This window comes from Gluconobacter sp. GP1, assembly GCF_032913585.1.
GTDB lineage: Bacteria > Pseudomonadota > Alphaproteobacteria > Acetobacterales > Acetobacteraceae > Gluconobacter > Gluconobacter cerinus.
On sequence record NZ_JASGXC010000001.1, the window covers coordinates 1 to 25,344 of the forward strand.

The 25,344-nt window shown below is 54.4% G+C and carries 19 protein-coding genes and 1 tRNA gene; 10 read left to right on the forward strand and 10 right to left on the reverse strand.

From position 1 onward, the window contains the following. Positions 1–210 precede the first annotated feature (210 nt). A complete protein-coding gene (gene sodC, locus R5H23_RS00005; RefSeq protein ID WP_317213802.1) occupies positions 211–741 on the reverse strand; it encodes a superoxide dismutase[Cu-Zn] in 531 nt (176 codons plus the stop codon). Between the two features lie 362 nt (positions 742–1,103). Here sodC and R5H23_RS00010 point away from each other — a divergent pair, with 362 nt between their 5' ends. Beyond that, a complete protein-coding gene (locus R5H23_RS00010) occupies positions 1,104–2,306 on the forward strand; it encodes an MFS transporter (protein WP_317213804.1) in 1,203 nt (400 codons plus the stop codon). A 74-nt stretch (positions 2,307–2,380) separates the two neighbouring features. Here R5H23_RS00010 and R5H23_RS00015 read toward each other — a convergent pair whose 3' ends face one another. The 3 genes from R5H23_RS00015 to R5H23_RS00025 form a co-directional block, all read right to left on the reverse strand. Next, entirely contained in the window at positions 2,381–4,855 is a 2,475-nt protein-coding gene (locus R5H23_RS00015) for a TonB-dependent receptor (protein ID WP_086634254.1), read from the reverse strand. A gap of 137 nt (positions 4,856–4,992) precedes the next feature. Then, positions 4,993–6,264 carry an MFS transporter gene (locus tag R5H23_RS00020; protein WP_215766828.1) on the reverse strand — a complete coding sequence of 424 codons (1,272 nt, stop codon included), beginning with the start codon at positions 6,262–6,264 and terminating at the stop codon, positions 4,993–4,995. Beyond that, on the reverse strand, positions 6,264–7,157 hold the full coding sequence (locus tag R5H23_RS00025; RefSeq protein WP_244591126.1) for a LysR family transcriptional regulator: 894 nt from the start codon (positions 7,155–7,157) through the stop codon (positions 6,264–6,266). Before R5H23_RS00025 ends, R5H23_RS00020 begins: the two co-directional genes overlap by 1 nt. 123 nt (positions 7,158–7,280) lie before the next feature. Here R5H23_RS00025 and ggt point away from each other — a divergent pair, with 123 nt between their 5' ends. From ggt to R5H23_RS00040, 3 genes are read left to right on the forward strand one after another with little or no spacing between them, the layout of a single operon-like run. Next, positions 7,281–9,047 (forward strand): gamma-glutamyltransferase, encoded by a 1,767-nt coding sequence (gene ggt, locus R5H23_RS00030; RefSeq protein ID WP_252348080.1) that lies wholly within the window; start codon positions 7,281–7,283, stop codon positions 9,045–9,047. Between the two features lie 28 nt (positions 9,048–9,075). Next, positions 9,076–10,383, forward strand: coding sequence for a lipase family protein (locus R5H23_RS00035; protein WP_317213817.1), 1,308 nt, complete (start codon positions 9,076–9,078; stop codon positions 10,381–10,383). Positions 10,384–10,427: 44 nt separating this feature from the next. Beyond that, positions 10,428–11,162 carry a copper homeostasis protein CutC gene (locus R5H23_RS00040; protein WP_317213819.1) on the forward strand — a complete coding sequence of 245 codons (735 nt, stop codon included), beginning with the start codon at positions 10,428–10,430 and terminating at the stop codon, positions 11,160–11,162. A gap of 109 nt (positions 11,163–11,271) precedes the next feature. Here R5H23_RS00040 and R5H23_RS00045 read toward each other — a convergent pair whose 3' ends face one another. The 3 genes from R5H23_RS00045 to R5H23_RS00055 form a co-directional block, all read right to left on the reverse strand. Then, on the reverse strand, positions 11,272–12,552 hold the full coding sequence (locus R5H23_RS00045) for a DEAD/DEAH box helicase (RefSeq protein ID WP_317213821.1): 1,281 nt from the start codon (positions 12,550–12,552) through the stop codon (positions 11,272–11,274). Positions 12,553–12,731: 179 nt separating this feature from the next. After that, positions 12,732–13,169: a hypothetical protein gene (locus R5H23_RS00050; protein ID WP_317213823.1), complete on the reverse strand. Its 438-nt coding sequence runs from the start codon at positions 13,167–13,169 to the stop codon at positions 12,732–12,734. Positions 13,170–13,449: 280 nt separating this feature from the next. After that, complete coding sequence (locus tag R5H23_RS00055) at positions 13,450–17,193, reverse strand: glycoside hydrolase family 99-like domain-containing protein (RefSeq protein WP_317213825.1); 3,744 nt, start codon at positions 17,191–17,193, stop codon at positions 13,450–13,452. Positions 17,194–17,344: 151 nt separating this feature from the next. Between R5H23_RS00055 and R5H23_RS00060 the strand changes: the two genes are divergently transcribed. The 3 genes from R5H23_RS00060 to R5H23_RS00070 all read left to right on the forward strand — a co-directional run bounded on the left by R5H23_RS00060 (position 17,345) and on the right by R5H23_RS00070 (position 20,880). Then, positions 17,345–18,538 (forward strand): homoserine O-acetyltransferase, encoded by a 1,194-nt coding sequence (locus R5H23_RS00060; RefSeq protein WP_086634262.1) that lies wholly within the window; start codon positions 17,345–17,347, stop codon positions 18,536–18,538. Further along, positions 18,538–19,137, forward strand: a complete 600-nt coding sequence (metW, locus tag R5H23_RS00065; RefSeq protein WP_064273068.1) for a methionine biosynthesis protein MetW — start codon at positions 18,538–18,540, stop codon at positions 19,135–19,137. The genes R5H23_RS00060 and metW overlap by 1 nt, the downstream gene beginning before the upstream one ends. Positions 19,138–19,563: 426 nt before the next feature. Then, entirely contained in the window at positions 19,564–20,880 is a 1,317-nt protein-coding gene (locus R5H23_RS00070) for a DEAD/DEAH box helicase (RefSeq protein ID WP_211497284.1), read from the forward strand. A gap of 177 nt (positions 20,881–21,057) precedes the next feature. On the opposite strand, the gene R5H23_RS00075 is transcribed toward R5H23_RS00070, so the two are convergent. Next, positions 21,058–21,813 carry an anti-sigma factor gene (locus R5H23_RS00075; protein ID WP_317213828.1) on the reverse strand — a complete coding sequence of 252 codons (756 nt, stop codon included), beginning with the start codon at positions 21,811–21,813 and terminating at the stop codon, positions 21,058–21,060. Continuing rightward, the gene (locus R5H23_RS00080; RefSeq protein ID WP_317213829.1) at positions 21,810–22,316 is read right to left on the reverse strand and encodes a sigma-70 family RNA polymerase sigma factor; all 507 of its coding nucleotides are present in this window, start codon (positions 22,314–22,316) and stop codon (positions 21,810–21,812) included. The genes R5H23_RS00075 and R5H23_RS00080 overlap by 4 nt, the downstream gene beginning before the upstream one ends. 174 nt (positions 22,317–22,490) lie before the next feature. Here R5H23_RS00080 and R5H23_RS00085 point away from each other — a divergent pair, with 174 nt between their 5' ends. Together R5H23_RS00085 and R5H23_RS00090 are read left to right on the forward strand one after the other, a co-directional pair. Further along, positions 22,491–23,576 carry a catalase family peroxidase gene (locus R5H23_RS00085; RefSeq protein ID WP_317213830.1) on the forward strand — a complete coding sequence of 362 codons (1,086 nt, stop codon included), beginning with the start codon at positions 22,491–22,493 and terminating at the stop codon, positions 23,574–23,576. Next, positions 23,573–24,118 carry a cytochrome b gene (locus R5H23_RS00090; RefSeq protein ID WP_317213831.1) on the forward strand — a complete coding sequence of 182 codons (546 nt, stop codon included), beginning with the start codon at positions 23,573–23,575 and terminating at the stop codon, positions 24,116–24,118. Before R5H23_RS00085 ends, R5H23_RS00090 begins: the two co-directional genes overlap by 4 nt. Positions 24,119–24,494: 376 nt before the next feature. Here R5H23_RS00090 and R5H23_RS00095 read toward each other — a convergent pair. Then, a tRNA-Ser gene (locus R5H23_RS00095) sits at positions 24,495–24,584 on the reverse strand. A 226-nt stretch (positions 24,585–24,810) separates the two neighbouring features. Between R5H23_RS00095 and R5H23_RS00100 the strand changes: the two genes are divergently transcribed. Beyond that, positions 24,811–25,332, forward strand: a complete 522-nt coding sequence (locus tag R5H23_RS00100) for a Spy/CpxP family protein refolding chaperone (protein WP_211500616.1) — start codon at positions 24,811–24,813, stop codon at positions 25,330–25,332. The last annotated feature ends 12 nt before the right edge of the window (positions 25,333–25,344 follow it).

Below are 25,344 nucleotides of genomic sequence, written 5' to 3' on the forward strand. Positions count from 1 at the left end.
CCCGGTAGCTCGTCAGGCTCATAACCTGAAGGCCGTAGGTTCAAATCCTACCCCCGCAACCATACCGAACATACTGATATCTAACAAAAAATGCCGCCCCCAGAGGCGGCTTTTTTGCGTCCGGAATTCCACCGCAGGAAACACATAGGAAACAGACGAATTTTAAACCCCCGCTATCTCATCGAGACAGCGGGGGGGGGGCGTTTTTCTCTATCGAACTACACCACACGTCACGCGAGACCCCGAACCACCAATCGGTTGAGTCCGGTAGTCATCAGCAGAAGCATGAATGACAAGAGACGAACCGTCAGCATCCAACAGAGCCGGACGACCGTCTTTACCCTTCAAAGATACAAAAGTTGAATAAACTTCAGCTTTGGCCGTTCCGTCGCTATCCGCAAAAATGTTCGGAAGGTCCCCAGAGTCATTTTCTCCGGCATTGAGTAGCCCGTGCGTAACTGGTTTTGTGGTGTGCACATGCGAGCCCGCGCTGGTAAATGCAGGTGCGCTGCAATTTCCTTTTTCATGAAAGTGCATGCCATGCCAGCCAGGTGTCAGTCCACTGACTTCAATGTGGAGCACAACGCCCTTTGGAGCCTCAATAATCTGTGCAGTGCCAACCGTTTTTCCGTCAGTTCCTGTGAGGGGTGCGGTAGCTGTCTCTGCTGAGAATGCCAGGGAAGGGGTAAGAGCCATTGATCCCGTTACAAATGCGAGCCGCTTTAAGCGTGCGAAGGTCATTGAAGTCTTTCTCCGGTCTGTAGATCGTTAGAACCATCTTATGAAATGATTGGTTGGTAGTGGATTTTGTCGCAACTGCGACGCAATAGCAACAAAAGCATTTCATGAGCCCCGATATATCCGAAAGAACGCTAACCATTATCCCGCAATGCGACGTTCACATTGTCATGAGTTACAAAATTTCTGATGTGAGGCTGGTCGGCTACAGCCGATAAGTACTTTCATTGTGTAACATAATGTTGGTAACGAGAGAAAAAAGAACCTTAAGTGAACTTTATTTCTTTCGTTTTGTTTTGGAAGAAAGCATGGCAGAAGGCGCGTCTGTCCAACGCGATTAATGCTGCACTGTATTCAGGGAAATTATGCTTTTCAAAACTCTTCCCAAGCAGACCATTATTGGTTTGTGTGCACTATTCGCGTGCACGTTTACGGCACTGACAAGTGAAGTGGCACCTGTTGGTCTACTGATCGATATGGCGCAGGGTTTTAGCATCACAGAAGGGCAGGCAGGACTGGCTGTAAGTGCTTTTGCTCTTATGGTTGCTTTGGGTGCAGTGCCTCTGACCATCCTGACTGCAAAAGTTGACCGTAAGAAACTCATGCTCCTTTCTTTGGGAGGATATGTTCTTTCCAATTTGATTGCAGCCATTGCTCCGACATTTCTAGTTCTATGTGCTGGGCGCGCTATCGGTGGAATCGCCCACGCCCTGCTGATGTCAATCGTCTCTGCCTATGCTGCCCGGCTTGTCCCACCCAAGATGACGGGAAGAGCTATTTCGTTTGTATATGGTGGGACCTCTCTTGGTTCAATTTTAGGTGTGCCTGGGGCCGCGGCCATTGGCCATTTTGCAAGCTGGCGTATTGCCATGCTTGTGATGACTGGTATTGCCGTCCTGCTGACGGTTTGCATTGCTGTTTTCCTGCCGCCAGTCGTAACGTCTGGAGATGCCAGCACGAACCTGCCATCGGTGGGGTCACGCAAGGCTATGAAGATCTTTCTCATAGTTGTGGCCATTGATGCGATCTTTTTCGTAGCTCACAACATGCTTTATACTTATGTTACACCACTTCTTCTGGCGCATGGTCTGCCCAAAAGTGCTCTGAGTATCGCTCTCTTGTTGACAGGTGCCGTGAGTATTCTAGGGCTATGGGGGGCGGGTCAGATTGTTGATCGTTGGCCAGCTGCGGGCATGTTGGCAGGCGGAATGGCCATGCTTATCGGAATGGGCCTCATGTATGGTCACATTCTGTCTGGCTGGGGTTCTGTTGCATCTGTTGCGCTTTGGTGTACCGGCTATTCAGCACTCATTCCATTTGTGATGTCCGGCGCAATTCGTGCGAGAGCGACACGCCCGGATGTGGCGGGAGCAGCGATCAACGGCGGGAGCAATCTTGGGATTTTGCTTGGATCGGCACTTGGTGGTCAGGTGCTAACCTGGAGTGGGTTCGGCGTTCTAACGCCAATTGCCATTGTCATTACGCTAACCGCTATCCTTCTGGCGATTTTTAATCCAGAGGCATTTCCAAGAATACTGAACTCTTCAGAAGAAGAAGCGGCTTCCTGACAATGAGAAAGGGCCCCCGGATAGACATCCGGGGGCCCTTTTTTATTTATCCAGTCTCGGTGTACTGAAGCTGATCAGAATGATGTGGACAGTGTGCCCATCATCGCGAATGGCGGCATGATATAATAGGTCGGTGCCGTGTCCGCGCCGATCTTGTGGCCATAGACACCCGTTGTCGCCCGGGCATTATTCGAGAAGTAATAGACGCCACCCAGCTTGTACTGGCTGGTCAGGTTGGTGAAGTTCAGCTTGAAGGTGGGGGACTGCGCAATGAAGAACTTGGGCAGATGATAGCCAAGCGTCAGGGAGTCTGAGAAGTAAGACGGCATGTACTGATCGTTCATGAAGGACGATGCCTGCTTGGACGTGTAGTGCACGCTGGCATTCATGAAGAACGGGCCTTCATTATAGGTCAGGCCAACGCTGCCTGAGAACTTCGGAGACATGACGGCCGTCTTGCCCTTGGTCCGTAGATAGTCAACGGAGCCATCGTCTGCCGTGGTCTGCAGGTTGTTGTCCATCGTTGTGTGCAGGTATTCGAACGCGAAATACGGGCTGAAGCGATGGAACAGTGGGCGGGTGGACAGCATGACATCCACGCCGCGGATTGTTTCGCCACCTGCATTGATGGTCTGGCTGACCTGAACGTCATTGCTGAACATGTTAACGGACAGCAGACGGTTGGAGACGTTCATGTTGAAGAAGCTGATATCAGCCAGGAACAGATCGTCGCTGTAACGATAGCCCAGTTCTTCCTTGATCGAGTACTGCGGCTTTGCCCCTGCACCCGATGTTGTCATTTTACCTGTGCTGGTGCTGTAGCGCGAGATCATGTTGATCGGGGAGGGTGCACGGAAATCGCCTTCAGCATTGATGTAAAGCTGATGATGAGGTGCGAAATTGTACGACCAGGAAAAGCGCGGCGTCGGCGAGACATAGGTGTGATTGGTGTGGCTGGCCGTGCTGGGCAGGTAGTCCTGACCTTCCAGCGTCATGGACGTCACCTTGATGCCGGCTGTGATGTTCATCTTGCGGTTCAGCAGGTGGACCGTGTCTTCCAGGAAGCCCGAGTTCAGGCTGTAAGACCCTAGGTAGTCAACGGAATTGTAAATGCTGCCGCTGGTTGTACGGTAGTAGGACGACTTGTCCGTGTCAGACGGCTGCGCACCCGTTGTCTGATTCATCTTGGACATAGGCGTCTTCAGGGAATAACGATATTCCTCGTGCCAGTAGCCGATTTGACCGTCGTTATTCTCGGAGTGCCAACCCAGTGCAGCAACAACGCCGCCCTGCTGGGTCACGGACATGGAGTTTGTGGACACTGCGGCACGCGTCGCCGTGCTGATCTTGCCGTCGCCGTTCAGGTCAACCCGCTGAAGCGCTGATCCGGCATAAGTATAGCCTTCCTGCAAACGGGATGCACTGTTCAACGTAATGTCGGAGCGCTCGTAGTATGGTGAGATGTTCAGCGTGAAGGTGTTGTTCAGCGCAAACTTCATCGGCATGGAGATGTAGAACTGGTCCTTGTCCGTACCGTGCACGCCATAATAGCTGCTCGGAGACGTGGCGCTGAACTGGGCATTGTAGCTCAGAGGCGTGGAGACCGGACGTCCATGCTTGTCGTTCTGGAAGTTTGCCAGTGTTGGATAACGGTTCAGGTAGTAGTGTGAGTGGTTATATCCGGCGAACAGATCAATGGAGCTTCGGTTGCCAATCAGCTTCTGGGCACGGAAATCCATATGCTTGCGATCGCTGTCGCCCGACCCGCGCCATGCATCGGAGTGGGTGTTGGAAAACGACGCATAGCTTGTGATTCCGGTATGCCCGATTTCACCGGAGTCCACACGGATGAAGCCTCGTGTGCGGTTAAAGGACCCGTAGCTGCCGGACACCAGGCCGCCAAATTTCTTGGAGGGGGCGCGCGTGGTGATGCTCAGGGCGCCTGCGCCCGCTGAAGTTACCGGATCTTCCACGGAGATGGAGCCTGGGCTCATGCTCTCGGCAGAGATGTTGTTGCTGTCGATGTAGTTCTGGACGAAGTTTGAGGCCGATGACGTGCCGCCGTTTGCAATCGGCATGCCATTCAGCATGATTCCGATATCGTTGTCATACAGACCGCGGCTCTGCATGGAGCCGCCTTCATTGCCGCTCGGGTCCGGTGTCGTGATGTTCACGCTCGGCAGATTGGCAATCAGGTCGAGCGGGCTGCTCGTCGGGCTCTGCATTTCGATATAGTTCTGCGTCACGGTCTGTACAGCGCGGGATGCTGTTTCGGCGCGCATCATGCCACCGCCAGGCTGATGATGTGTTCCTGTGACGCTGATGGACTCTTTGCCTGCTTCGACTTCTGTGCGTGCCGCATGCGCACGGTGCTTCGTAGGCTCCGTTGTCGCAGACGTTGCGGCATAGGCCGTTGGAACAGTAACGGAAAGACCGCTCAGAAACGTAGCTGCCGCAAGAGCTTTCTTTCCCGGCCCGAAAAGAGCGTTAAGCGGAACGGACATTCCGGAACGGCTGGAGCGACTGGGAGAGAAAGTACAGGAAGACATTTCTGGAACTCATTCTGCAGGAGACTAACGCTTCGATAGCGTTATGAATTTGGTAAACGAAGATAAAGGAGAGAATTATAAGAACATTCCAAAGAAAAAATTGATAGTTTCAATTTTTGTCTGAAGGGATGCCTGTGTCAGGAGCGGCGTGTCAGCAAAGGCTTGGCCAAAAGCACGCTCATGAAAGAAATAATGGCCGTCAGGATCATATAAAGTGCCGGAGCATGGTTCATTCCGCTCCAGGCAATCAGCGCGGCGTTGGTCATGGGGGCGAGGCCTCCGAACAGCACTACGCCGAATGAATATCCCATGGTGAGGCCACGCCCTCGCCGTTCGCTGGGGAAGATCTGTCCGATGAAGCCATCGAGGGCTGCAAAATAGAAAAGCCCGCTGAGATTGAAGATCAGCGGCATGAGCAGCACTGTAGCCGGAGCAATGCGAATCAACTGAAATGCAGGCAACGGCAGAAGGATTAAAAAGGCGCAGGACAGAAGCATGGGACGGATGCTGTGTGTTCTGTCAAAGCGGTCTGCCAGCTTCCAGCGCAGGGGCGTGAAAAGCAGCTGGCCGCCATACGTCAGGAGTGGCGCAAGGGACGTGCTGATACTCGAGAGACTGTATTGGCTGCGCGCATAATGCGGCATGTAGAGTCCGAGGTATGTGATACCGCTTCCAAGCGCGACAGACCCCATGATGAGGGCAGTCCGCAGGATCGTGTCAGACTGGAAAAAAGGTGCCACAACAGCAGGAGCGGGCTGACGTGTTGGCGGGTTCTGACGGTTCAGGATCAGGCGTAGAATCAACCCACCCGTGCCCACTGCCGCACCAAGTCCTGTGGCGATACGAAAGGCATAGTCGTTGAATGCTGCTGTCGGGAGGCACAGGTTCAGAACAAGGACGACAGTGGCAGCGCAGAGAGAGGCCGTAATTTGCCCGATAGCCTGCCAGCTTGCAGCACGCGCTTCATGGTGGGGCGCATGCTCGATCAGAAAAGATGTTGCGCTGCCAAATTCGCCGCCAAGCGAGAAGCCGTGAATAAGCCGAGCCACGACAATCAGAACAGGTGCCGCAATGCCGATGCTGGCGTAAGATGGCGTTACGGTGAGGAGTAGACTGCCTGCCGCCATGAGAAGAATGCAGATCATCATGGTGGGGACGCGCCCCCGCCGATCTGCATAATTGCCCAGTACGATAGCTCCGAGCGGGCGGGCAAGAAGCGTCAGGCCGAACGTTGCAAGAGAAAGGCCAAGCTGCGACAGCGGAAGACCCGACGGAAAAAAGGTTCGGCCAATCGAGGCGGAAAAATACGCGTAAATGACGAAGTCGTAGTACTCGATGATATTGCCAATGATCGAAGCAATAACAGCCTGATCTGGCTTTTTTTGGAACAGGGTACCCGTCTTCGCCATCAACCCTGGATGCCCCCGAGTTTCTGGATCAGGAACTGAATGAACGAACGCAGTGTCGGCGCGGTGTAGCGCTCCTTGTGATACAGAAGATAAATAGGCCGAGACGGAAGCGTATAATCCGGAAGCAGGGCCTGGAGTTTTCCGTCCCGGATATCTTCGCGCACCAGATCTGAGGGCAGCATGGCAATTCCCATGCCCGATAGCGCGGCGCGGCGCATGGCCTGCGTGTTATTGAAAAGACCCTTGCGGTGCATTTCTACCGAGACATGGCCTTGGGGTCCTTCAAAATGCCATTCCCGTCGAGCCCAGTGCCAAGGTGATGCGGGGGTATAGGAAAAGGCCAGAGCGTCATGTGTGGCCAGTTGCTGAGGCGTTAGAAGCTCTTCACGGCGCGAAAGATACGCTGGCGAGGCGCAAAGCGTCATGGTGTAGTTGGAGAGCCGACGACAGATCAGGGAGGAAGGCTCCGGCACGCCCAGTCTGATGGCGATATCGAACTTCTCATGCGTCAGATCAACGCTGCGTTCCGTCAGGACAAGATCGATATCCACGGAGGGATGCTCGTTCAGGTAATCCGCGATGCAGGGCGTGATGCTTTGTGTGCCATACGTGACCGGAGCGGTAATCCTCAGGGTGCCAGACGGCAGACTCTGGGCGGCTTCCGCCATACGCTCCGTTTCGTCGAGCATGCTGAGAATTTTCTGGCATTTGGCGAAATAGACGGCCCCGAATGCAGTCAGGCTCTGTCGACGCGTTGTGCGTCTCAGCAGGCTGGTGCCCAGTCGCTCCTCCAGCAGGCGCACGTAATTGCCCACCATTGTGGGTGAGATGCCGCATCGCTCTGCGGCAGACGTCATGCTTCCTGTTTCAACGACCGCGATAAAGGTCGTCATGGCCTGAAAAACGTTCATTGCAAACCGCAGATTAGTAATTATCGCACCATAACAGCATTTATCGAAGAGATCGAAGACCGTAACGGTTTGACGTAGATGCTCCCGATCAGGAACTGAAGGTTGATGTTTTCCATGCGTATCAGAAGTGCGGCTCTCTCCCAAAGAAAGCTTTCTGCCAGAACCCCGGTTCTTGTCGGCCTGCTTGGAGCAACGGCCCTCGGACTGAGCGCCTGTGCACATCAGCTTCAACCTGTTCAGCCTGTATCCCAGCCCACAGTGGCCCATGATTTTATGGCTGCCACAGCCAATCCCATGGCATCACGTGCGGCTTCTGATGTTCTGCAGAAGGGTGGAAGTGCAGTCGATGCTGCCATTGCGGCCCAGATGGTTCTGGCCGTGGTGGAGCCCCAGGCTTCCGGTCTGGGTGGTGGTTCCACAATCTTGTACTGGGACAAGGCGGCCGATCATCTAAGCTTCTTTGACGGTCTGGCCAGTGCCCCGGCCGGCATGCATCGGGACTACATGCATGACCGCAATGGTGTTCGGATTCCGGAAGTGACATTGCAGCGGACGGGCCGTGTGGTTGGCGTTCCCGGGACCTTGCGAACCCTAGCACTTCTGCATGAGCGCTATGGCAAGCTGCCTTGGAGCGACCTTTTTCAGCCCGCAATTTCAGCTGCCAGAGACGGCTTTCCGCTTGCCGGATATCTGCATCTTGTCCTGACCGAACGTCCGGAACTCGCGAAAGAACCGCAGTTTTCGGCATATTTTGATGCCAGTGGTCAGCCGCTGCCTAAAGGTACGATCCTGCACAATGCCGACCTGGCAGGCACGCTTGAACATGTAGCGCACGATGGAGCGGAGTACTTCTATACGGGCGCTTTTGCGAAAAAGCTGTCCGCTGCGGTTACGAGTGGCGCTTATCCGGGGGCGCTGTCTCCTGCGGATTTGAAGAACTACAAGGTGCGTGAGCGGGCCCCTCTGTGTGTTACGGCCTTTAATCGTCGCATTTGCTCCGCGGCTCCCCCGGTTGCGGGTGGACTGTCCGTTCTGCAACAGCTTGCCATTCTGGATCGTCTGAACATTGGTCAGTACAAGCCGGGCAGTGTGGAAGCCGCCCACCTGCTGCTTGAAGCCTCCCGTCTGGCCGAGGCCGATCGCCGGAAATATGCTGCGGATCCGGATTACACGCGCGTGGATACGGCAGCTATGCTTGATCCAGCGTATCTCGACCGCCGGGCAAAGCTTGTTTCAACAGGTGAAGCGGCCAACCGCGTGGTGGCAGGACAACTTGCCGGGAAGCTGGCGCTTTTGCCATCGTCAGACCCGATGACTGTACCTGCAACAACGCATCTGTCCATCCGTGATGCATCTGGCAATGCGCTGTCTTTCACAACCACGATCAATCTGAATTTCGGATCGGATATCATTGTGGATGGTGTCGTCCTGAATAATGCCATCACGAATTTTGCGTCGCATCCTTTCGTGAATGGGCAGCCCGCGGCCAATATCGCAGCACCGGGGAAGCGCCCTATCACCACCATGTCTCCAACCATCGTCTTTGGGCAGAACGGGCAGCCTGAAGTCATCGTTGGTGCGGGCGGTGGTGCCCGGATTATTGATTCCGTCGTGCAGACGCTGGTGGGCTATCTGGCGTGGGGACAAAATATCCGCACGGCTATTGAGCAGCCTCGGATTGGCGCCCAGAACCATGCCGAGGAACTGGAGCAGGGCACATCTGCCGCCGGGCTTGCTTCGGCTTTAAGTGCCATGGGGCATCACCCGAAAATTGACGTCATGAATGCCGCCGTGCAGGGCATCACCATTCATCCGGACGGCCTTACGGGCTGGGGTGACCCGCACCGTGACGGCGTGGCCGTTGGTCAGTAATATCTGCCTCGATCTGCTGGAGACCATAATGAAGCTTTCTTTCCGCGCTGCCCTCAGCGCTGCCACACTCCTGTCTCTCGCGGCCTGTGCCGAACCTGCCCAGACTGCAAAGCCTGCAGGTATGGCAGAGGTGGATCGTGCTCTAGGTGATGGTGGGGTCAGCGATTTTTACACACCGCCCGCTCAGGTGCCGGCAACGGTGGGTCAGATGATCCGCACGCAGCCTATTACCGATCGTCCGCTGCCGGAGAATGCAGGCCAGGCTGTGCGGACGCTTTATACGTCCATTAGTGGGGTGAATGCTCCTGATCCCGTCACGGTTTCCGGTCAGATCATCTTTCCCAAGGGTACGCCCCCTAAAGGTGGCTGGCCTGTTGTGGCATGGGAACACGGCACAACAGGGATTGCGGATATCTGCGCCCCGTCCTGGCGGGGATATCTCTCCCGGGATCGTGCCTATCTGGATCATTGGCTGAAGGCGGGCTTTGCCGTTGTGGCCAGTGATTATCAAGGACTGGGAACACCGGGCCCGCATCCGTATCTGATGTACCGGCCGGAAGGTTACAGCGTTCTGAACGGGTTGCGCGCCGCTCTGGCTCAGTACAAGGGCACGCTTCAGAACCGTATCATTCTTGTTGGTCAGTCGCAGGGCGGTGGCGCTGCGTTGGGTACGGCTTGGCTTTCCTCCAAATATGCACCGGATCTGCATGTCCTTGGAACGGTTGCAACAGGCGTCGTAACGCAATTCAAGCTGCCGGATCATCCGAAGCATGAGCCGCTTCCACGGCTGAATGTCGAACCACCGCACATGGCTGCGGCTTTTGGTATCCTGACGATTGAGGGATCCCGGAAGAGCCTGCATCCTGAGGTGGATGTCCGTGCAAACATGACGGACAAGGGCAAGGACCTGTCTCATCAGGCTCGTCAGACCTGCCTTGGCGATCTGTTCCGATATACGGAGGCGCATGACATCACCGAAGACAATGCGTACGCAGGTGATACATCCAGGCTTGAAGCTGACTTTCAGGACGCATTCACCATCCCGGATGCGCACATGACGATGCCGGTTTTCGTGGGTACGGGCCTCGCTGATAATGAAGCTGGTGTAGCCCAGCAGTATAATGCTGTGGCGGCCATGTGTGACGCAGGTACGAACGTAACGTGGAAGACCTATTCCGGTCTGACACACAACGGAGCAGTGAACGGCTCTGCGGCTGATTCTGTTCCGTTTGCGCTGGCGCTGCTGAAAGGCCATCATCCGAAAGGAAACTGTGCAACGATCAAGCCCGTTTCCGAAGTGGAGAAGGCATTGCCGGGAATTCGCTGGAACAACTGAGTTCTGTTGGCCTGTGCGTTCTCCCGTCTGGGAAAGGAACGTTTATGCCGACGCTTGAAATCTGTGTTGAAGATGCCGTTGGGTTGCAGACAGCCCAGCGGCCCGGCGTCTCGCGGATTGAACTGTGTTCCGCTCTGGCGTTGGGTGGCCTGACCCCTTCGGCAGGGCTAATGCACCTTGCTGCAAAATCGACGGTCCCAGTTTACGCCATGATCCGCCCCCGAGAGGGCGGCTTTGTGTTTGCCGAAGCGGAAATTGAGCAGATGCTGGCGGACATTGATGCCGCCCGTGCAGCAGGACTGGCTGGTGTGGTTCTCGGCGCGTCTCTGGACGATCACACACTCGATATCGCGACCCTGAAGCGTCTGTCTGAGGCCGCTGGTTCAATGGGGCGCACGCTTCATCGCGTCTTTGACCTCACGCCTAACCCGCTCATGGCCGTGGATCAGGCGGTTGAGTTGGGTTTTGAAAGAATACTGACGTCCGGGCAGGCAATTAGTGCCCCCAAGGGACATTCTGTTCTGAAGAATATTGTGCATCATGCCGCCGGGCGTATCGAAATCATGGCGGGAAGTGGTGTGCGTGTAGGAAATGCGCGTGATCTTCTGCGCGACACGGGTGTCACCAGCCTTCATGCCTCCTGCCGGGGGCCATCTGTCGGGCAGGCCTGTCGCGTCTGGGACCTGGGATTTGGGCGACTGGCGTCCCGAACCAGTGGTCGGATTATCGACCAGATGCTGGCTATTTTGTCTGAAGAAACAGCATCGGCAGATGCTTGAAGAAGAGTGACATCAGACATCACTCAGCGGTTTTCATGAAAACCGCAATGACGCTAACGGATTACTATAATCCGTTAGCGTCGAAGAAAAACCGAAAGCTAAATTAGCTTCAGGCTCTCTTGGCGGCCTCACGTGCGGCAAGCTTTTCTTCTTCAGTCCAGACTTTTCGCTCCCGCTTGACCTGCGGTTTGATTTGTTTGACCGGGCCACCCCCTAAGACGGGAGCGCGCATGGTGGAGTGCCGTGCGGTTTCTGAGTGCCATGGATGTTCGGTGTGAACAGTCAATGTACGACCGATTTCTCGTTCCACATCGTGTAGCCATGCACGTTGTTCGGCATCGCACAGGGTGATGGCGAAACCACTGCGCCCGGCACGTCCGGTGCGGCCGATACGATGGACATAGCTTTCAGGCAGACTTGGAAGATCGTGGTTGAAAACATGTGTGACGGTGTCAACGTCGATGCCGCGGGCGGCGATATCCGTGGCAACGAGGACTTGTACGGTTCCGTCACGGAATGCGCTGAGTGCGCGTTCCCGCTGGCCCTGGGACCTGTTGCCGTGCAAGGCTTCTGCGGTAATCCCGGCTTCGGTCAGGAAAGCACAGACCTCATTGGCAATGTTTTTTTGAAGCGTGAAAACAACGGCCTGACCCACATCCTGTGTTTCAAGCTGGGCCAGGAGAGCCGTTTTTTTGTGAGCTGCATCCATAAACATTACGGACTGCTCAATGCGGTCCACGGTGGTTGATGGAGGAGCAATTTCGACTTTTACCGGATCATTGAGAAGGCTCTCAACCAGTGCCGCGATAGATTTCGGCATCGTGGCCGAAAACAGAACGGTATGCCGATCTTTCGGTAGTGTTGCGACGATACGCTCAATCGGTTTTGCGAAGCCCATATCCAGCATCTGGTCGGCCTCATCAAGTACAAGCGCTTCAAGCTGCGATAGATCGCATAAGTGTTGCTCGATAAGATCCAGAAGCCGCCCTGGGGCGGCGACAATAATGTCCACGCCATTCTCAAGTGCATTCACCTGATGAAACTGGCTGACACCGCCGAAAATCGTCGTCACGCGAAGATTCAGATGACGACCAAAGCTCTCAAAGCCATCCGCAATCTGGGAGACAAGCTCGCGTGTGGGTGCGAGCACGAGGACGCGTGCGCCACCCTTTGGGGCTGTGCGAGGATTAGCCGCGAGGCGGTGTAACAGTGGAAGAGCAAAAGATGCCGTCTTTCCTGTACCTGTCTGGGCCATGCCCAATAGGTCCCGGCCCTCCAGCAGCATGGGAATTGACTGTGCCTGGATAGGGGTAGGTGTGACATATCCTTCTTCAGCCAGAGCGCTCAGAAGAGTGGGCGCCAAGCAAAGATCGGCGAAAGTCATGGACATGGACACGCGGCGCCTCCGGCGCTCAATAATGCTGCGCCTGGTTGGGCTTCGCTGTTTCAGAACGCGGAGTTCTACGGGTGATGCCGGCCTGGGTCAACGCGCTACAGCGGCTCTTTTATCTCCGTGGAAGCATCGAATTTCCAGTCATCCTCACGACTGCATTCGTCCATGATCATAATTTATGATTTGGCGACATCACGCATCGCAACCACCAGATTCATATGAGAGGCTAGAAGGCGCTGGGGAAGCGTGGGGAGATAAATGCGGATGGCTTCCAGTCTTTTTGACTCTGGCAGAGTAGTAAAAGGCGGACGCGAGCCTTCGCCATCGCTGCCCGCATCGTAGCTCTTAGCGATCGCATTAATGAGGGAGGCAGGCACAGAAGCCAGTAGTGTCCTTTGGGCAGGACTTAAAACTTTGTCCCGAAGAGGTCCAGATAAGGTTCGAATTTCAGAAACTTTTGGAGGTTCGTAAGGCTTCAGCTGAGACAGTGGGAATTCAACTTCCACACCATTGCTTTGCATCACGTAGCCAGTGGAACCTTCAATATCCACAAGCTTGCCATCATGGGCGCCTTTGAGGTCTGAAACATGATCGCCGATTGATAACTGTGCCATGGCTAATTTCCCAGTAAGATGCGTCATAGGGGGCCATGAAGTGCCTGACCGTCAAGCAGGCAAAGGCACCCGAGGCGCGTTTCTTTCTATGGCATCGGGATCGATCTCCGTTAGTTTGTGGTTGCCTCCCTTCGGTGGATATTTCTGGCAGTCAGCAGTGCGGGTATGACACGCTCATTTCCCAAGGCCCATGCACTCGATATGTTTGTGATTTATAATTTATACAAATAATAATCGTTTGTTCTTCAGTAATTAAAAAATGATATTTTATACAAATCAATTACAAGCCGAACTGCTGGAAGATTTTATGGCGATAGAGAGCTTGCTTCTCAAGCCGCTCTTGCGAAAAAGGTAATCGCTTCGCAAAAAGCTCATGCATAAAATTTATTTCTTCGAGATGAGCAGTCTGATTTAACGTATGAGTCGAAGACGACTGATGTCGTCTATGGATGTTCATGGCATCGCTGACATAGACAACGCCAACGTCGGGACTATCGAGCAACTCAAGATAGGCTCTCCAGTCACCAGCCACTTTCAAGGTTTTCAAATCTTTTTTGCACGTTCTGAGTGCCGCTTGCATGGCCGTTCGTTGGAAAATTGCGCCGCTGACATTGAGAACCAGATTGCGCTCAGACAGGCATGTTTGAAGAAAATCCCGCCCGCTGAACTGACCATCATGCTCAAGAAGATTTCCAGCCGCCTCTACACAGTATGGCTGATAGGAGGCGGAGAGAGGCGCGCCGGTCTCATCTATTGAGCGGCTATCGCAGAACGCCATGACCGCATTCGGACACTGGTGCACAGCGTGAACAAGCTTTTCCAGAAAATGAGGGTCGCAAAGGTCATCTGCTTCCGCGATCCAGACCCATTCCCCTTGTGCCTGTTGGAGTGCTTTCTGCCATTGAGCAAAGACGGACCCGGAAGACCGTCTTCCTTTAATAATACGAACGTCACGCCCCCATTCGGCGGCAGTGCCCATGGCGACTTCGATACTGTTATCCTCGGATGCATCATCAAGGACGATAATTTCCAGGACTGGGAATGTCTGCGTGAAAATAGAGACGAGCCGGGCTTCTAAATAACGCGCATAATTATACGACGGTACCACGACGGAAATTGACGGAATTTTTGGTGCGGCCAAGCGCAGGAGTTGCTGGGCATAGGGGCGGAAAAGAAACGATTTTCCAAGTTTGCGTGCGGCAGCCTGTCGGGTGTTTTGACCGCGAGCTTTTGACCACTCGGCAAGCTCCAGCGCCGCCAAACTCATGGCTCTCACATCTGCGAACGGAACGACCATATTGAAAGTCGTCGGATCGTTTTGAAGGCTTTTAAGTAACTCTGGAATGCCACCGTTATCGGCAAAGGATGTGCATGGCAGACCTGATGCCAGAGCTTCAAGGACGACGGAAGGGTAGGGGTCTTCGCGGGAGGTCAAAGTAAAGACGTCCGAAGCAGACAGCCAGTCCGTGACGTTATGAACACGACCTGGCATATGGAAGGTGCCGCTTGCTCGGGCATGATCGATTTCGGTTCTCAAACCATCCTGAAGAACCGGATCAATCGCACCGACCCATACGCAGTGTGCTTGCCCGGCGAGTTTCCGCCAGAGCTGGAGAAACAGGTCAAAGCCTTTCCGCATATCCGCGTAGCCAACGCCAATGACCAGCAGATCCTGAGCGTTAAGGCCCAACTGCGATCTGAGCGCTTCCCGGGAAGACCCGTTGAAGGTTGTCTGATCATACAGGCCTTGAGGCAGGATCGTTATGTGAGGGTGTTTCTCCAATCCCAGGCGCGCTGCACAGGAGTGTGCGGGGACGACAATTGATTGTGCCGCCTCGCATGCGTCCCGCATGGTTTTCCGTAGATCTCGGCTTTGAAGGAGGTGAGGGAGCTCATGAATGAGGAATGTGTAGGTGATTGCATTGTCATGTAGCGCAGGCGCAATGGCGGATGATGCCGCGCTGTTCAATATCGCACATTCAAAACCTTCTGCCCGCAACGTATTGAGGCGCGCCATCACGTCATTGGAGGTGGGAGACAGGATTTCAACAGGAGCAACAGCTCTGTAGTCTTCCATCATCGCGCCCCCTTCGAGGAGCACGAAGCGGATATCAACACCGAAAGATCGCCGGAATGTACGGCCTGTCTCCAGAAGGAGTTTTTGGGCTCCAGCCGGGAAGGCATCGTGGCCAATCAGCAGCAGGCGCACCTTATTTGAGGAGCTTTTAAAGCCTGTGCAGGCTCTTGCTGTTGCATTCAGATAGGCGCTCCCGAAATGAACGTCAGGCTCCAGATAGGCACCTTCTGCCCATTCATTCCACGCGTTAACGCAGACAATAGATTCCCCGAAAAAACGGTGTTTCTGCGCTGAATTGACGAGGCCATTGAGCCATTTCTCATAAAGCTCAGGAGTTGAGCCGTGCATGACGAGACCGTTGCCCTGACGTCGTGCGTCATTATCCCATGAAGGTGCCGCTGTGCGGATAAGGGGAAAAGACGGACTTGGCTGTCGGAGCGCATTTTCTACAATATCGGCGTAATCGTAGATCTGCCCTCTGAAGTCTTCGTCAAGAATTTGAACGTTTTCATTGATGAGGCGGCAGTCGGAAACAACTTTGTGGGGAGGAAATTCGATGGCTCCTTCAACACCAAAGGAATGAGGGTCTTCATCTCCAAAGGCCTGCCCCATAATAAAGATAGGGTTAATGCCGTGCCTCTCCCGAAAGAGTTCACGCCAGCGCGCAAAGGCTTGGCGTGAATTGGGAATGGTTCCAGGGCGATACACCATGAGGAGGGGACGCTCACCAATCCTGATATATCGGGGATCGTGCATATGTCTGGCGAAGCAATCTACGAGAGCGATGTCATCCGCGTCTCTGTAGTGCTGGGCAATCAGAATATCATCTTCTGACCCGTCCCAGCGGCGGGTCCAGTTTTCGTTGGCCCACATCAGGCAGAATGGAAGGTCAATCTGAGGGTTTGCCAGAAGCATTTCCAGCGGCCCATCAAGCAGACGCTTTTGATTGAACCAGTAAAAATAGAAGACAAAACCCTCAATTCCGGCGGCCTTGGCCATTCTGGCCTGACGGTCGAGAAGGTCTGGAGAATTCAGAGTGTAATGACCCAGGTCACGTGGAATGCGGGGTTGATAATGGTCTGCGAAGCGAGGGAGCGCACGCGACGTGTTGGTCCACTCCGTAAAACCCTTTCCCCACCATTCGTCGTTTTCTGCTGTGGCATGATATTGGGGCAAGTAATACGCAAGAACACGGGCGCGTCTGATTGCGCTGTGGGGAAGTGGGTTGAAATCTTCAAATGAAGGGCCTGGCGCGCTACGCCGCCGAACTTCCCGAAAGACAGTGACTTCATTCGCCGGGCATGAGGAATGAATTCCCGAACGGTTCTTGTTCTCCAGGTAGTGAAGAAGCGGGTTACTTTCCGGGGCATGCCGCAGATAATTCTTCCGGTAGTAAACCGGATCAAAGCCTTCGAACGGCTGCCTGGCCTCACGAAAGCCCTGGATCATGTAATGTTCCAGCGGGTCGAGACCGGCGGCGGCTACATCGGGGTAGGTTTTCAAATAGAAGGCTGGATCAAACTCAGCAATGGGTTTCAGTTTCTGTGTATGGCGGTTGAGCAGATAATGAGCGAGCGCCAGCATCCCTTGTGGAATGGCGTAGGTCTGAGTGTACCAGCCAGGATCAAACCAACCGATTGGTCGGCGGCCTTCTTTCTCGCCTTTTGTGACATAATGTAAAAGAGGGTCTCCCAGAACATCCCGATTTTGGGCGACATACCAGTGAGGATCAAAAAACGGATTGGGTTTACGACCCTCTCTCCAGCCATGCTGGTGATAATGCCGGAGAGCTGCAGTTCCGAGGTTATGGAGGTCCGGATTGCTTTTCAGATAATATGTTGCGTCAAATACTCCCGAATACCCAAGAATTGGGAGCGCACTTGGTGCGAAGGCATCCGAGGCTGCAGAAACGGCTGGGCTGGATGAATCCGGGAGGGCGTGAAGCATGAAACGGTTTTTTACTGTTTCTTAATGAATTTCAAGTGCGTTAATTTATCGTCAATAAGAAGGGTGATTTGCCGTAGGGTGCGGAGAATGTCATACCGTCGGCCCCGAAGGGCATCGACGCCCTCCCGTCGGCATCGGAGGTGGAAGACTGATGGACCGCAGTGTGTCTTCCTTTGAGGAAGATAGTCCCGTTTACACGCATCAGACCATGTACCTGGAAGAGGGGATGGATCTGGAATGTGGCGTTCATCTTGCGCCGCTCGAAGTTGCTTACTGCACCTATGGCACCCTCGCGCCTGATCGCGGCAACGCCATACTGGTCTGTCACGCTCTGACCGGAGATCAGTATTTAGCCGAGCCTAATCCACTAACTGGCAAGCCAGGCTGGTGGAACCGCATGGTTGGTCCTGGCCTTCCAATCGATACGGACAGATTTTTTGTCATCTGCCCCAATGTGCTGGGCGGATGCATGGGATCTACCGGTCCGAAGTCCATTCGGGCAGAGACCGGGCGGCCGTGGGATAGTGAATTTCCTCCCATCACCATGCACGACATCGTCGCCTCTCAGGCATGCCTGTTGGACCATCTGGGTATCCAGCGTCTTTTCGCTGTCGTGGGCGGCTCCATGGGAGGCATGCAGGCACTGACGTGGATTGCCGATTATCCAGAGCGCGTTTTTGCGGCTTTGCCGATTGCAACGTCGCCGTTCCACTCAGCCCAGAATATTGCATTCAACGAAGTCAGCCGTCAGGCGATCTTTGCGGATCCTGACTGGCATGATGGCCATTACAGAGACTTCGGCGCCATTCCGGCGCGTGGTCTGGGGGTCGCCCGGATGATGGCCCACATAACTTATCTGTCCGAAGAGGCTCTGAGCCGGAAGTTCGGACGTAAAGTTCGAAGTGAAGCTCCAACGGCCGTGCCGGCAGCCAGCAGTCCTTCTCTGTTTGGTGAGATGTTCGAAGTTGAGAGTTATCTGCGGCATCAGGGCTCAACATTCGTGCGCCGGTTTGATGCAAATTCGTATCTGACAGTAACGCGGGCGATGGATTATTTTGATCTGGCCGCCGAGCATGATGGCGATCTTTCGGCACCGTTTCGCAAGTGCGAGACGCGTTTTTGCGTTGTGTCCTTCAGTTCAGACTGGCTTTTTCCCACGTCTCAGTCCCGTCTTCTGGTGCGGGCTTTGAATAAAGCCGGAGCAAACGTCTCTTTTGTGGAAATTGAAAGCGATCGTGGGCATGACGCGTTCCTGCTGGACGAGCCGGATCTGGATCGAACGGTTCGGGGTTTCCTGAATGGTGCAGCTGAGCACGCAGGTCTGACGAAAGTGGAGTGTGTCTGATGCGGCTGGATCAGCGTCTGATTGCGGAGATGATTCCAACCCGGGCCCGCGTTCTGGACGTCGGCAGTGGTGACGGCACGCTCATCGATTATCTGTACCGAACGCGAAACTGCGACGCCCGCGGCATTGAAATCGACATGCAGAGCGTGACGCAGTCCGTTGCCCATGGTCTGCCGGTTATGCATGGAGATGCAGATCACGATCTGTCCTACTATCCCGATGACTCGTTTGACTATGTTGTTCTGCAAAGAACACTTCAGGCGGTTGAGCGTCCCCGGGAGGTGTTACGGCAAATGTTGCGGATAGGGCGTCATGCGATCATCTCCTTTCCGAATTTTGGTCATTGGAGACTGCGTTTACAGCTCCTGACCACCGGCCGCATGCCGATGACATCAGTATGGAGTACGCCTTGGTATTCCACGCCCAATATTCATCCATGCACCATTCGGGATTTTCTCGCGTTATGTGAGGAGGAGGGTTACATTGTGCAGCAGTGGCTCGCCATCGACGAGGATGGATTGAAGGCTCCGTGGCGCCGCTCAATCCGCTTCGCAAACCTTTTCGGTGAACAGGCGCTTTTTCTGCTGCGACGCGGGTAGAGGGTCAGTTCTTTTCTCTCTGTGCATCATTGATGCGCAGGAAGTTCGCGATTTTGCAAAACGCGTTAAATAATAATGATTTTTTAGAAATCGGACCTCTCAACTCCCTTGCAGGGCAAGGGAAGCTGCCTTACATCCGTTTGCAGATATCCTTGTGTGAAAGCAGGGAGATGCTGACGGTCTCTTCGTCATGCTGGTCGATTGAGCACACGGTGCTTTGCTTCTCTGACTTTGGTGGGAAAAGTGAAGTGGGCAATGTGCAGGGCTTTTTTTGGCTCTTGCACATGTCCAGCTGTGTGTCTGCGTCTCAGTTTGAAGGCTCGTCTTTCATCAACTTTCTAGGCTCAAAGCAGGCATTTTATTCGTGCATTCAAAAGTGCGAACTAGCTGTGCGAGCCAGGCCTTGTTATCCCTCAGGAGGGGTCCATGACCAGTTTCGCAGAGCTCAAACTTGCCGAGCCACTTCAGAAAGCACTTGCTGAAGAAGGTTACACCACGCCAACGCCTATTCAGGCTGGCTCTATTCCCTACCTTCTGGAAGGCCGTGACCTTCTTGGTCTGGCCCAGACCGGCACGGGTAAGACAGCTGCCTTCGCGCTGCCAATTCTGGACTACCTGCTGCGGCATCGCCGTCCGGCAGCTCCCAAGAGTGTCCGGGTGCTGGTTCTGGCGCCGACGCGTGAGCTGGCTTCCCAGATCGACGAGAGCTTTGCTGCATACGCACGCCACATGAAGCTGACGCATGCAGTCGTGTTCGGTGGGGTCGGGCAGGGACGCCAGGTCGAAGCAACGCGCCGTGGCGTGGATGTTCTCGTGGCTGCGCCGGGCCGTCTGCTGGATCTGGTTGGGCAGGGTCACATCGACCTTTCTGCCCTGGAGGTTCTGGTGTTGGACGAAGCCGATCGTATGCTCGACATGGGCTTCGTTCGTGATATCCGCCGCATCATGGCTCTCTTGCCTGCGCGTCGTCAGACGGTTCTGTTCTCGGCAACGATGCCGCAGTCCATCAGCGATCTTGCGCATTCCCTGCTGAAGGACCCTGCTACTGTTCAGGTAACGCCTGAATCCAGCACGGTTGATCGCATCCGTCAGGCTGTGATGTTCGTGGAGACGGACAAGAAAAAGGATGCGACACTGATGCTCGTTGAGAGCTCAAATGTCGTACGTGCAGTCGTGTTCACGCTGATGAAGCATGAAGCGAACAAGGTTGCGGAATTCCTGAACAAGAACGGCATTACGTCCGAAGCACTGCACGGGAACAAGTCCCAGGGTGCGCGTGAACGTGCCATGGCTGGCTTCCGCAACGGGACGATCAAGGTTCTGGTCGCAACGGATATTGCCGCACGTGGCATCGACGTTGATGATGTTTCTCACGTCTTCAATTACGATCTGCCAAATGTTCCTGAATCTTACGTTCATCGTATCGGTCGTACGGCGCGTGCAGGCCGTGATGGTTGGGCAGTATCACTCTGCGATGCGGAGCAGCGTGCATGGCTTCGGGATATCGAGAAAAAGATCGATAAGGCTATTCCTGTCGTAACTGATCATCCGTACCACTCTGATGCTGCACAGAATTCCACAATGCGTCCGCCAGTGCTTGGTGGTGGTCGTGGTGGTGGCGGTCAGCGAGGCGGTGGTGGAAATGGTGGTGGCCGCCGTCGTTCCGGCCCTCCTGCTGGTGGACGCAGTGGCGACGCTGCGCGCCGTGGTGGCGGTGGTGGCCGTCCGACGGGGCGTCGTTGATCTGTTAAATATGAAGTGATTGCGCGCAATCCTTAGAAAATTTTCTACGTCTCCGCTCGGGTATTCGGGCGGAGATTTTTTATATATGACGCATGACATTCATGATTAATTTGAAATTAAGTAGTAATTTTATTTTCTAATCTAGGTAATATTTCTTATTTTTAAATATCGCCTCTATTAACTTGGCCCCCCCATCAGGTCTCGTGCGTGATTAGCCAGTGTATGCAGGCTACTCATGGAAGTGTCTGCTACCATACTAATTCCCAAACCGTCTTGCGCCCAAAGATAGCCTGGCAGATGACGCATCGGACGCATAGGCGCTGTGACGTCCACGCCATACATCGGCCGCACGAAGAGAGAAATTCTGGCGCCGCTGTCATCCTTGTAGAAAAAAACGCAAGCTGGCCCATGATCCGTTGTGACCAGTTGTCCTCCCGTCAGGCGATAACCCGCTGCAGACAGGTCCGGTGGTCGCACAGGGCGACCTAGTGTTCTTCCTCCCCATGCTGCCAGTTGTGCAACATTACCTTCCGTAATTGTGCTCCCTTGGCTGGCCTTTCGCACGATCGCCGCTTCCTGTTCAACTGCTGCCAGTCCCACTGGTACGCGTCGATCCCGGAGGAACCACCCGCTGCCGAAACCTATGGATAATGCAAGGACAATTGAAGCTGCCATGCGAGGCATGTTTGAGCGGGTGCTCTGTCGTTGCTGCAACTGTGGGACGTTGAAGCGCGCTGGGAGGGGGTGTTCAAGCTCCGGATCAAGTCCTGCGCGAAGGGCATCGCGCTCGCGCTTCCATGCTAAAACACGGCGCAATGTATCGGGACGACTTTCAAGCCATGCCTCGACTGCCTGTAGTCGTTCAGGTGACAGAAACCCATCAACCCAAGCCTGCAGATCATCTTCGGTCACGGGGCGATCAGGTTGTGTCATTTGACTCTCCGAAGAGTAGGGCGTTCTTCGTGTTCGACAAGATTGTGCAGAGCTGTGCGTGCCCTGGAAAGGCGCGACATGACAGTCCCCACTGGCAGGTCCAGAATTTCTGCAACCACGCCATATTGGAGCCCCTCAACGCCAACTAGCAGCATGATCTGGCGGTGATCATCGGATAAACGTTCAAACGCGTGCACCACATCCTGCCATTCCAGATGTGAGATCTGCGCTTCTTTTTGTGGTGTGTCAGGGATAGATGTGTCTGTTAGGGACACGAAGCGACGTAATCGTCGCCAATGATTGACGTTCAGACGATGTGCGATCGTGAACAGCCACGGGCGAAGATCAGGCAAATCACGGACCTGATGTAGTCGCGTGAGGGCACGTTCCAGGCAGTCTTGGACAAGGTCATCTGCCTGAGATGGATCGCGGGTCAGGACGCGCGCGTATCGTCTCAATGCCGGGATAGCGGTTTGTAGCCTGATGTCCGCATCATCACTCAAGTCCGTCTTTGCCTTTCACACGATCATCTTTCACAGACAAAGACGTTCTGTGGGCCAGTTTATTCCCTCTAAAAAACAGAGATACTGAAATATCCTTTGGTAGCGTGTTTTTTGCGGAATAAATCCAGTGTGGCTGACGTCTTCATGGAAGATAGCTGCATTGGATAGAAACCCATGGATCAAAAATACGCAGGTTCCTTAACCACCGCTGCCCGCTGGTTCGGTGTTATTGCTGCGCCCGCGGCGCTTGCGTTGGCTTTTCTTTGGGCGGGAGGCTGTTTTTCTCCTGACCGTGTTACGCAGAACCGTTTGATGGGAGAATTGCATAACGCCGGGAGCTATGGACATGGCTTTCGCAGGGCCCACGCCAAAGGCGTCTGCGTCAGCGGATGGTTTGATGCGAGTGGTGACGCCGCACATTTGTCACGAGCTGCGGTCTTTCGTGAACAGCATGTACCGGTCATTGGGCGGTTCGCTCTCGGTGTCGGGCAGCCTTATGCTCCAGATAATGCCGCCACTGTGCGAAGCATGGCGTTGCGGTTTATGCCGCACGAAGCTCCTGAATGGCGGACTGGCATGAACGATCCGCCAGTTCTTCCACTGCGTGACGCGCACGACGTCGCAGATTTTTTTGCATCTCAACAAATTGATCCCGCAACTGGAAAGCCTAACCCTTCGCGCACGACTACGTTCGGTGCGACGCATCCCTGGCTCAAGTCTGCGGCTGAGGAAAATGCTCATCGCGTTATTTCATCAGGGTTCGCAGACGATACGTTTCACAGTCTTGATAGCTTTATACTGGTCGCTGCAGACGGTTCGAAAACGGCCGTGCGGTGGGCCATGGTGCCGATGCAACCTGTCGAACTGACCAACGGAAAGGCGAGGGACCATGACTATCTGTTCCGTAAACTGATCGGCGATATTCACGAGCATCCTCTGCAATGGCGTTTGATGGTGACCGTAGCAGGCGCGCATGATGTCATTAACGATCCTAGTCAGATCTGGGCGCGCGACGACCGGATGGTTGATGCTGGAACTCTGACCCTGGCGTCCATTGAAAGCGAAGATGGCGGCCCTTGTACGGGGATTACCTTTGACCCTCTCATTTTGCCGCCGGGCATCGAGCCGTCGGGTGATCCGATCCTTCAGGTGCGGTCTGCCGCCTATATGCGGTCGTTTCTACTGCGCTCTGGCGAAAAGCGTGGCCCGAGTGCGGTTACTCCCAGTCTGATACAGTCTTCCGAAGGCAAAAAATCATGAACCACATAGCATCATTTTCGCCTTTATCGCGCGTGCTGCACTGGCTCATGGCTGTAATGATTATGTGCATGCTGTTCATTGGTCTGTTCATGGCCTCTTCGGTAGGGCCCAGTTATCATCGGCTAGTGACGTTGCATCGCCCTCTGGGGATTGCGATTCTCGTGCTGGCTGTCCTGCGTTTGGGAAATCGTCTCGGATCATCCGCCCCAACGCTACCAAATGATCTACCCCGTTTTTTAAAGTATGCGGCTAAAGCCTCGCATGTTCTGCTTTACGGATTGATGATTGCGCTGCCCCTTGTGGGCTGGGGAATGCTCTCCGCCGGCGGCTTTCCCATCCCTTTGTGGGGACAGTCAGTTATTCTTCCGCCAATTCTGCCGCATGATCCGGCTCTTTGGTCGTGGCTCCGTTTTATTCACTCGATCCTGGCTTTTGCACTTTTCGGGCTTGTTTTGGTCCATATCGGGGCCGCTCTGTTTCATGGCCTGATCCGCCGTGACGGAGTGTTTGGAAGTATGACCTGGGTAAAGCGCGTAAAGTAGATCGTGTTTAGTGGAAGGTGAGGTTGTAGGGCTTAACGCCCTACAATCATGTTATTTTCGCTGAGAGGCGTCTGAAGCAAAAGCTATTATTTTAAAACAGTAGTGTAGTTGATTAACCGTCAATCTATGGTCACGCGTGCCGAATTTTTTCTCGGGCAGGCTCATGCTTTATCTTAAAGCGGATGAGGACAGTTAAGCAGAACGTTTTGCTCAGTGAGCCCGTTTCATTTCATCGGCTCGAGCATCGCGGTGTCAGACAAATTACTCTGACTTGTTGTGTAAGCCTCAAGCCGTTGTCGGGACTGCAAATCACAAGGGACAGCAGTGAGAGTGGCGACTGTAAAAACATAATTTTATGGGAAATTTTTGAGTTATCTGGCGGAGAGGGTGGGATTCGAACCCACGGTACGCTTCCACGCACGGCGGTTTTCAAGACCGCTGCCTTAAACCACTCGGCCACCTCTCCAGACCCCAACCGTAAAATCGGGAGTCGTGTCCTGCGTGCAGGACGTGGGCGGCTACATGCGATGAGATGGCGCTCACGTCAAGCCTCCTTCTTTGTTACATACCTTGGAGGGGTTTACTCTTCGAAACAGGACATGGGGCGTTTTGTAACGAAAAAACTGTCATCTTGAAGGGAATGGGGCGGGAACACTTTTTCGCCTCTCATCACCATCAAGGATATAGCATCCATGACGGCATTTCGTCTTTCTGTTCTCCTTCCGGCTCTAGCTTCCGTTGGGCTGCTGGCTGGTTCCGCTCTCGCACACGCCCATCCGGGTGCGCCAGGACCGCAGCCTGATGGCATGCATGGCAGGCCGGGTCCTGGGGGCATGCTTCCGCCGTTTCCGCCGGGAATAACTCTGACTGAGGCCCAGAAGGCTCAGGTCCATAAGATTTTCAGCCAAGGCCATGAGGAGATGAAGGCTCGGCATGAAAAGCTGAAGGCTCTTCGGGACAAGATCCGCACGGCTCTTTCTGTGGAGGGCGATCTGGATCGCACGCTCCTCGCTGATCTGACCAAGCAGGAATCCGACCTGCATGTGCAGGAAGCGCAGGCTCGACTGGAGACGCAGGAGAAGCTTCATGATATCCTGACGCCTGAGCAGCGCCGTCAGGCGAACGCGACTATGGAGAAAATTCGTTCGCTCCATGATCAGTTGGACGCCATTATGGGCCATCCGCCTGAAGACGGGCCGCCGCCTGCACCCTGATTTCTAAGGTTG

Bases quoted from the DNA above. Each gene is read 5' to 3' on its own strand.
- R5H23_RS00050 (WP_317213823.1), bottom strand. From the start codon at position 13,169: ATGGCACAGTTATCAATCGGCGATCATGTTTCAGACCTCAAAGGCGCC.
- metW (WP_064273068.1), top strand. From the start codon at position 18,538: ATGCGGCTGGATCAGCGTCTGATTGCGGAGATGATTCCAACCCGGGCC.
- R5H23_RS00100 (WP_211500616.1), top strand. From the start codon at position 24,811: ATGACGGCATTTCGTCTTTCTGTTCTCCTTCCGGCTCTAGCTTCCGTT.
- R5H23_RS00090 (WP_317213831.1), top strand. From the start codon at position 23,573: ATGAACCACATAGCATCATTTTCGCCTTTATCGCGCGTGCTGCACTGG.
- R5H23_RS00025 (WP_244591126.1), bottom strand. From the start codon at position 7,157: ATGACGACCTTTATCGCGGTCGTTGAAACAGGAAGCATGACGTCTGCC.
- R5H23_RS00020 (WP_215766828.1), bottom strand. From the start codon at position 6,264: ATGGCGAAGACGGGTACCCTGTTCCAAAAAAAGCCAGATCAGGCTGTT.
- R5H23_RS00040 (WP_317213819.1), top strand. From the start codon at position 10,428: ATGCCGACGCTTGAAATCTGTGTTGAAGATGCCGTTGGGTTGCAGACA.
- R5H23_RS00075 (WP_317213828.1), bottom strand. From the start codon at position 21,813: ATGACACAACCTGATCGCCCCGTGACCGAAGATGATCTGCAGGCTTGG.
- R5H23_RS00035 (WP_317213817.1), top strand. From the start codon at position 9,076: ATGAAGCTTTCTTTCCGCGCTGCCCTCAGCGCTGCCACACTCCTGTCT.
- ggt (WP_252348080.1), top strand. From the start codon at position 7,281: ATGTTTTCCATGCGTATCAGAAGTGCGGCTCTCTCCCAAAGAAAGCTT.
- R5H23_RS00060 (WP_086634262.1), top strand. From the start codon at position 17,345: ATGGACCGCAGTGTGTCTTCCTTTGAGGAAGATAGTCCCGTTTACACG.
- sodC (WP_317213802.1), bottom strand. From the start codon at position 741: ATGACCTTCGCACGCTTAAAGCGGCTCGCATTTGTAACGGGATCAATG.
- R5H23_RS00010 (WP_317213804.1), top strand. From the start codon at position 1,104: ATGCTTTTCAAAACTCTTCCCAAGCAGACCATTATTGGTTTGTGTGCA.
- R5H23_RS00070 (WP_211497284.1), top strand. From the start codon at position 19,564: ATGACCAGTTTCGCAGAGCTCAAACTTGCCGAGCCACTTCAGAAAGCA.
- R5H23_RS00085 (WP_317213830.1), top strand. From the start codon at position 22,491: ATGGATCAAAAATACGCAGGTTCCTTAACCACCGCTGCCCGCTGGTTC.
- R5H23_RS00015 (WP_086634254.1), bottom strand. From the start codon at position 4,855: ATGTCTTCCTGTACTTTCTCTCCCAGTCGCTCCAGCCGTTCCGGAATG.
- R5H23_RS00055 (WP_317213825.1), bottom strand. From the start codon at position 17,193: ATGCTTCACGCCCTCCCGGATTCATCCAGCCCAGCCGTTTCTGCAGCC.
- R5H23_RS00045 (WP_317213821.1), bottom strand. From the start codon at position 12,552: ATGTCCATGACTTTCGCCGATCTTTGCTTGGCGCCCACTCTTCTGAGC.